4 protein-coding genes and 1 pseudogene are annotated in these 8,372 nt (G+C 55.0%); all 5 read left to right on the plus strand.

Annotation, left to right across the window (positions count from 1 at the left end; translation table 11 throughout):
* Positions 1-107: 107 nt before the first annotated feature.
* A pseudogene (locus tag PTE_RS10435) lies at positions 108-467 on the plus strand (transposase); the annotation flags it as partial.
* A gap of 290 nt (positions 468-757) precedes the next feature.
* Positions 758-1,645 (plus strand): hypothetical protein, encoded by an 888-nt coding sequence (locus tag PTE_RS10440; protein WP_036846030.1) that lies wholly within the window; start codon positions 758-760, stop codon positions 1,643-1,645.
* Positions 1,646-2,083: 438 nt separating this feature from the next.
* Positions 2,084-3,943: a type VI secretion system Vgr family protein gene (locus tag PTE_RS10445; RefSeq protein WP_245219043.1), complete on the plus strand. Its 1,860-nt coding sequence runs from the start codon at positions 2,084-2,086 to the stop codon at positions 3,941-3,943.
* A 64-nt stretch (positions 3,944-4,007) separates the two neighbouring features.
* Entirely contained in the window at positions 4,008-4,430 is a 423-nt protein-coding gene (locus tag PTE_RS10450) for a DUF1795 domain-containing protein (protein WP_036846035.1), read from the plus strand.
* Positions 4,431-4,448: 18 nt separating this feature from the next.
* On the plus strand, positions 4,449-8,372 hold a 3,924-nt coding region (locus PTE_RS10455; RefSeq protein WP_036846037.1), incomplete at its 3' end, for a PAAR domain-containing protein.

Raw genomic sequence — 8,372 nt, forward strand, 5'->3', positions numbered from 1 at the left:
CTCGAGGATCATGCGGAGACTTGGCGGATTCGACTAATAAGTGCAATTTTTCAGAAAGGCGGACAGTTGCTATAGTAGGCACCTTTCCCGCCACAGGAAAATGCACTATGGCCTATACACAACTGACCGAGACAGAAAGATATCAGATTTCCAGTTTAAAAAAAGCGGGTTTTTCACAGCGTTTCATTGCTGAGTCACTTAAGCGAAGCCCGTCGACCATCAGCAGAGGGGGGAAGAGAAATCAAGAAGTCCCGACATACTGCCCTGAACAGGCTCATTTGAAGGTATTGGCTCGCCCTCATTTTGCTAATAAAGCCGTGAAAATAACGCCGGAAGTAAAAAAATGGATAAAACGGTTAAATTGGAAAGAATTAAATCCTGAACGGGTGGCTGATTATTTAAACATAAATTCATGGATATCATTGCATCAGAAGACAATTTATAACTGGCTGATAAAATTAAAAAGGCACATTACTAGCACCGCCTGTTAATGGAAGAAAAACATCTTAACTATCAATGGAAACTATAAAAGAATACGCCGACTTGCAGTCAACAAATCTTAATAAAAATGTGAGATCTCACCCTAGGAGAACATATCAAACCAAGCAAAGCAGATCTCTTTTCGATAAACAAATTGGGCCCACTCAATCTGACCGATTTTTAATGAGAAAATATTATGCTTAATCATAAGAAATTTCTAGTAATATTATTATTTATATTACCCATAACCGGATTGTCCAAAGAGAGTAAGAATTTTATGAATAATAAAATAGAACCTATTGATTACAGATTGGAAATTGAAGCAAACAAATGCTCAATAGAATTATTTATCAATGGAATGAGGATCCTTTCATATTATGATAAAGAACCGATGAACACACTAATCGGCATAGGTGAATACCTGAAACCTAAAGATAATACAATACAATTCTATGTTTGGCCGTCAAATAGAAAAAATGATATTTTCGATTCAGATTCAACATGTCACTTCACACTAGCAGCAAGAAACAGATTCGAAACGCCTGATCTAAAGCCAGTTATGAGTATAAAATATAATCCTAATGATAGTATAGAGCATAATACCTCTGATTCATCTCTTGAAATAAATTCCATCAATGAACAATTAGCAAGGTTATTAGGTCGTAATAAGATAAATCACAATAATGAAATGCATTATTATGAATCATCACAACAATTTGATATAAAGAATGATTACCCTGTATGGAACTGGGTAAACTCATATCAATTTTCAAAAGAAAATAATGTTATAGACTCATTACCCGAAGTCTATCAATTGTCTCTTATTAACGCTTATAAAGAATACTGGGAGTTATTAAAAAACAAGGATCTTAACGGATTGAAGCAACTACATAAAGAATTTCTAAATGAATCAGTCAGCGCTAATGGTGGAGATAATGATGATTATTTTTCATCAATAGGGTTAGATGAAATTATAAATTCACCTGATCTTCGGCTTTTACCTTTAAATTTTAGTCAATCTAAAATTGATATCTCTCTTGATGGCCGGGTTGTTTTTATGTCTCCTTCACCACTTGTATTTATTGATAAAGATAATAATAAAAACAAGACACTATTAAATCCAAAATATCGTTTTGATGGCATAAAATTTATTTTGACTCGTTAAAAACACCACACGCATTATCTTTCAAAACAATTAATGCAAAAAAAGCGAGTCTATCCCGCTTTTTGAACAATAGTAAGTTATTACTTCATGTAATCTTAATCATTTATCAATAATCAGGAAAAACACGATGAGCAATGCAATAAGAATCGGTGATATCTGCACCGCACACAGTAATTGTCAAGCAACGCCGGTCACTTCCGGGTCTGCCAGTGTCAATATCGGCTAAGAAAAACAGACCTGCCATCAAAGCAGTGTTTTGCTCTCGAACAGGGATCACCGGCGCTGAGAAAAAAGACCGACGACTACTTTAACGCCCTGCTCAGCCGCTACTACGCGTTACAAAAAGAAGCCGGGCTGACCGGGCTCCCTGAGAAAGACCGTCCGTAACTTCAGAGAAGGAATCCTTACATGTCATTTCAGAAAAAAACTGCCGGGCAGATGGCCCAACACATCGCTGACCGGATGAATACTCAAAGTGCCGGCGGGTTGCAGTTCACCCTCACCACCGGCGGCTTGCCGCCTCATACCTTTGTCGTCGCCGGGTTTTCACTCAACGAAGCCCTGTCCACCCCCTTCTGCCTGAACGTCAGTTTAGCCAGTGCCGACCCGGCCATTGATTTCGCCGCCGTCCTCGATAACCGCGCCACCCTCGCCATCCTGCGCGAAGGCAACGTCGAGCGCACCGTCACCGGCATGGTCGCCAGCTTCGTTCAGGGCAACACTGGGAAACATCAGACCCGCTATGAGATGACTATCCGTCCCGATATGTGGCGCACTACCCTGCGCCAGAATGCCCGTATCTTTCAGCGGCAGGATATCAAAACCATTCTCACCACCCTGCTCAAAGAGAGCGGCGTCCGGGATGTGGCGTTCAGGCTGCGTTACCCGCACCCGGAGCGGGAATTCTGTGTCCAGTACCGGGAAACCGATTTTGACTTTCTGCAACGGCTGACCGCCGAAGAAGGCATTTTTTACTTCTTTGAGTTCAACGGGAACAAAAACACCCTGGTGTTCGCCGACGCTACCGGGGCCCTTGCCAAAGGCCCGGTGCTGCCTTATCACCCCGGTGAGGCCACCGAAGCACAGCAGCTGTGCGTCACCGCGCTGACCCGCCAGGCTCAGGTCCGGCCGGCCACCGTGGAACTGAAGGATTACACCTTCAAAAACCCGGTCTGGGCCGCCGAGTTCCGCCACCATATGCGGGAACAAAACCTCCAGCACACCGGCTATGAACACTTCGATTTCCCCGGCCGCTTCAAAGACGAGCAGCACGGTGCCGATTTCACCCGCTACCGGCTCGAAGCCCTGCGCAATGATGCCCTGACCGGTCACGGGGACAGTAACCACGCCGCGATGCTGCCGGGGGTCCTGTTCACCCTCACTGACCATCCCCGGGATGACCTTAACCAGCTCTGGCAGCTGGTCAGCGTCGCCCACACCGGCAGCCAGCCGCAGGCACTGGAACAGGCCGGCGGGGAGTCAGGCACCGTAATGAGCAACCAGTTCACGTTTATCCCCGTTCATCAGCACTGGCGGCCGGCCCCGCGCACCAAACCGGTGATGGATGGCCCGCAGATTGCCAAAGTGGTCGGCCCGGCAGGCGAAGAAATCTTCTGCGACCAATACGGCCGTATCCGGCTGCAATTCCTGTGGGACCGTTACGGCCGGAGTGATGACCACAGCTCCTGCTGGATACGGGTGACGCAGCCGTGGGCCGGCCAGGGCTGGGGCATGCTGGCTATCCCGCGTATCGGTCAGGAAGTCGTGGTGGACTTTCTTAACGGGGACCCGGACCAGCCGATTGTCACCGGGCGCACCTATCACGCCAGCAACCTCCCGCCGGGCACCCTGCCGGGCAGCAAAACCCAGATGGCCTTCCGCTCCAAAACCCACAAGGGGGAAGGTTACAACGAACTGCGCTTTGAGGATGCCAAAGGCAGTGAAGAATTGTCCTTACATGCTCAGCGCGACATGAACACCCTGGTGCTCAATGACCGCGAAACCCGGGTCATGCACAACCACACCGAAAGCATCGGCAATGACCAGATGCTTTCCGTCAGAAAGAATCGCCATAAAGAGGTGACGGGCAATGAAGTCAGTGCAATAACCGGCCTGCGGCAAATCACCGTGGAAAAAGACAGCCTGCTGAACGTGAAAAATAATATCCAGATACAGTCCCGGGCCGGCGGTATCGAGATTGCGACCGCCGGCGGCAGCATCACGCTCGACAGCGCCGGCAATATCAGTATTCAGGGCGCCACTATCACCATCAACGGCAAACAGGTCAATGTCAACTGACCGGCATTTGGCCCCTTAACAACACACCTTACTACATGATTTCAATCAATAACGGGAAAACCGCATGACAAACACCCTGTATCAGATGAATGAAGGCACCCTGACGCTCCCCGCCAACTGGCGGGATGAATCCATGAACGTCTTCGTGCTGCCCGATGACAGCGGCATTAATCTGGTGGTCAGCCGCACACCAGTCCCCACCGGCATGGATAACACCGCTTATTATGAACAGACCCTGGCCCAGTTTCGCACCCACCTGCCCGGTTATCAGGAGCACCAGCGCAGTGACATCACCCTCAGCCAGCACCCCGCCCGCCGGCTCGATTACCAGTGGACAAGCCCGGAAGGCGACATGTACCAGACCGTCGTCCTGCAAATCCGCGGGCCGCAGCTGCTGACCTTCAACCTGACCTCCCCCGCCCCCTTTGCAGACGGTCAGCGCGATGCACTGCTGGCGGTTATCGACAGCTTCCAGGCCGCCGGATAATCTGACAGGAGGTTCAACATGTCACTTGGCGATGACATCGTCACCCGGATTGCCCGGGTTGGCGCGTTACATACTGCACCGGTTGCCCCCCCACAGGGCGCTCCCGGCCCGGCGGCTGCCCGCGCAGGCGACCCGATTAAACATGCCAGCTTCCTCGGCGCACTCGCCGGCGCCATTACCGGTGCCCTGATAAGTGCCGCCGTGTTTGCCGTGGCTGCCGCGGTGGTGGTCGGCACCGGCGGATTAGCCACCGTCGCGGTCCTTGCACTCGGCACCGCCGGTACCCTGGCCCTCGGGAAGGTCATCAGTGCCGCCAGTTCGGCGGTCACCAAAATGGTCGACAGTATCGGCCCGCCCAGTGGCGTACTGCTGACCGGCTCCCCGGATGTGTTTATTGAAGGGAAAGCCGCGGCTCGGGCCACCGTCGATACCGCAGGCTGCACTAAACACCCGGCACCGCCCCTGATTGCCCAGGGCAGTGAAACCGTGTTTATCAACGGCGCCCCGGCCGCCCGGGTGGATGACAAACTGGTCTGCGGCGCCACCATCAAAGCCGGGGCCAAAACCGTGTTTATCGGTTCCGGTCAGGGCACCTACTTAGCCGTTGCCGAAGAGTTCTCCGCCTGGCAGCGGGCCATTCTGATGGCCGTTGAGTTTCTGGTGCCGCCCTCCCGGGGGGCCCTTAAAGGCCTCGGTAAACTGTTCACCAAAACCGGCCAGCAGGCCGTGCTGAACGGGGCCAGAGCCGGGGCACGACACGTCGGGAAAATCGTCGCCGGTAAAACGATTTCCTGCGCCAAAACCGCCTTTAAAGAAACCCGGGGGGTGAAGCGTTACCGGGAAAGCACCAAAAAGTTCTTCACCGGCGACCCGATTGACGTCACGACCGGCCAGTTATTCGACCAGCGCACCGATATCACCCTGGGTCAGACCCTGCCGCTGGTGTTTCTGCGCAGCTGGACCCCCGGGGAGCAGGGCCTGCTCGGACCGGGCTGGACCGACAGCTTCTCCGAATGCGCCCTCACCACCGGCGACCGGGTCGAAATCTGCACCACCGAAGGCGCGTCACTCTACTTTGCCTTACCGGCCACCTGTACGCACAGTATTAACCCCGACCACCCGGATTTTACCCTGAGCCGGGGCGAACAGGGCTATATCCTCAGTCACCGCGATTCCCCGGTCCGCAAGTATTTTGCCCTGCCCGCGCCGGTTGCCGCCGATGCGCCCCAACGCTGGCTGCTGACCGAACACCGGGACATCTATCACAACCGGCTGCGGTTTCTCTACAACCCGCAGTATCAACTGACCCAGGTCATCCACAGTGACGGACCGGTCCTGTCCCTGCGTTATAACCTGCGGGGACAGCTCACCGATATCCTGCGAACCGATGGCGGGTTACAGGCGGTGATGGCCCGGTATCACTACCATGACCATGGCCGGCTGGCCGAAGCCGACAGTACCCAGCATTTCCACCTGTACTATGAATACAACGCACAGGGCCTGATAAGCCGCTGGTCTGACGGGGACCAGACCTGGGTGGATTACCGCTACGATAAACAGGGGCGCTGTACCGATAGTGTCGGGGCCGGTGGCTTCTACCCGGTCCGCCTGGACTATGCCCCCGGTATCACCCGCTCCACCACCCCACAGGGGCACACCACCACCTGGCATTACAATGACCTGAATCTGATAACCGAAGTCCACACCCCGGACGGCAGCGTGACCCGCTACCACTATGACGACGGGGGCAATCTGGTGCAGCAGATCCTGCCGATGGGGGAAACCCTGACCCTGACCTACCTGGCGGATACGGGTCGAGTCACGTCCTTCACTGAGGCGACCGGGGCCGTCTGGCAGTACAGCTATGATGCTGCCACCCTGCAACTGACCGGCATGACCGACCCGCTGCAACGTACCTGGCTGCCACGGTATGATGAACAGGGCCAGCCAGCCGGATTTATTGCCCCGGATGGCCGGAAAACCACCCTGACCCGCAATGCCTTCGGCCTGGTGACCGCGGAAGAAGACACGGACGGCAACCGCCGTACACAGGAATATGATACCCAGCAGCGGCTGGTGAGACTGTTTGATGAAGAGAACCGCACCGTCAGCCTGGGCTATGACAGCCAGGACCGGCTGCGCAGCCTGACCGCCGCCGGGGCATTGTGGCGCTGGCGTTATGACCGGCATCACCGGGTGGCCGTCAGCGACCGGCCCGACAACAACCTGGAGCATGCTGACCATGACCGCCACGGGAACCTGACCCGCTGGACCGATGCGCGTGGAGTGGCCTGGCAGGTGGAATACGGCCCGTTTGACCTGCCGGTGGCGCGGCGGGACGGCGAAGGCCATCGCTGGCAGTACCGCTATGATGCCGATACCCTGCAACTGACCGAGGTCATTAACCCATTGGGGGAACGCTACACCTACACCCTGGATGCGCAGGGCCGGGTCGTCACCGAGCAGGATTATGCCGGTACCCGCTGGCACTATCGCTATGACCGGTCGGGGAACTGCATTGAAAAACGGGACGGGGCAGAGACGGTTACCCGTTATGACTATGATGCCGCTCAGCGCCTCACCGCCCTGCATGCCCCGGAGGGCACCACCCGTTACCAGTATGATATCGCCGGACGCCTGCTGAGGGTTGACGCCCCGGACAGCACCTTACAGTTTGACTACGACGAACAGGACCGGATAGTCCGGGAAATCCAGCCGCACGGGGAAATTCAGCGTCACTACCCGGACAACCGCACCGTCGAGCGGCAGCTGTTCACCGGCGAAACAGACCCGGTAACCGGCCCCTCACGCTTTACCGGACAGACCCACCCGGAACACTGGCAAACCCGGATACAGATTAACCGGGCCGGGGAGCTGACCGGGCTGACGTTAGACCATCTGCCGCCCCTGACGGTGTCACGGGATGAGGCGGGACGGGATACCGGGCGTTACACCGACAGCGGCTTCATTGTGCGCCAGCAGTATAACCTGATGGGGTTACTGACTGCACAGCGCGCGGGCTGCAACCCCCATCTTTTCCGGCCGGCTGAGCTGGAGGAGATTGGCGAACCCGCCCATGCCAGTCTGGCCAGACAGTATGAATACGATGCGGCCCTGAACCTGACTGCGGCCCGTGATGACGGACAGCAGCTGCGCTATCTCCTCAACGGCAACGGCCAGGTGGTCTCGGTGAGTGACGGGCGCAACCTGCGCGAACATTATCAGTATGATGCAACCGGTTACCCGTCCCGGCGGTTTGACGGGGTACAGGAGATTATGGGGGAGACCCTTTACCAGGAGGGTCACCGCCTGAACTGGGTGGGCTCGCACCGGTTTGTTTACGACCTGGCCGGTCGTATGCAGGAGAAACAGTTTTTAGCCGAAGGCTACCGGCTGGCGGTGACGAAATACCGCTGGAACAGTCAGAACCAGCTGACCGGCCTCATCACCCCGGATGGTCATCGGTGGGAATATCGTTATGATGCTTTTGGGCGGCGCACCGAAAAGCGCTGTATCCAGACCGGTAAACTGACCACGTATCTGTGGGACGGGGATGTGCCGGCGGAAATCCGTGAATACCAGCATGGGCGGCTGAAAATCATCCGGCATCTGGTGTTTGACGGCTGGGAGCTGATGGCCCAGCAGACCCGGCAGTTTACCCTCAATCTGGACAACCGGGTGGAGCTGATGGTGGGGGCGATTGAGACCCAGTACGCGGTGAGTGCGCCGACCGGTGAGCCGCTGGCGCTGTTTGACCCGGCCGGTAAACGGGTGTGGCGGCAGCCGAAACAGTCGCTGTACGGACTGAACCTGGCGCTGCCGGAAGACATGCCGCTGGATCCGGGCCTGCGGTTTGCCGGGCAAATTTTTGATGAGGAAAGTGGTTTATTCTATAACCGGTTCAGGTATTATTTGCCGGAAGCCGCGTGTTATCTCAGTCCC

The sequence above is a fragment of the Photorhabdus khanii NC19 genome (assembly GCF_000517265.1).
In the GTDB taxonomy this organism is placed as follows: Bacteria; Pseudomonadota; Gammaproteobacteria; order Enterobacterales; family Enterobacteriaceae; genus Photorhabdus; species Photorhabdus khanii.

Bases quoted from the DNA above. Each gene is read 5' to 3' on its own strand.
- PTE_RS10450 (WP_036846035.1), top strand. From the start codon at position 4,008: ATGACAAACACCCTGTATCAGATGAATGAAGGCACCCTGACGCTCCCC.
- PTE_RS10440 (WP_036846030.1), top strand. From the start codon at position 758: ATGAATAATAAAATAGAACCTATTGATTACAGATTGGAAATTGAAGCA.
- PTE_RS10445 (WP_245219043.1), top strand. From the start codon at position 2,084: ATGGCCCAACACATCGCTGACCGGATGAATACTCAAAGTGCCGGCGGG.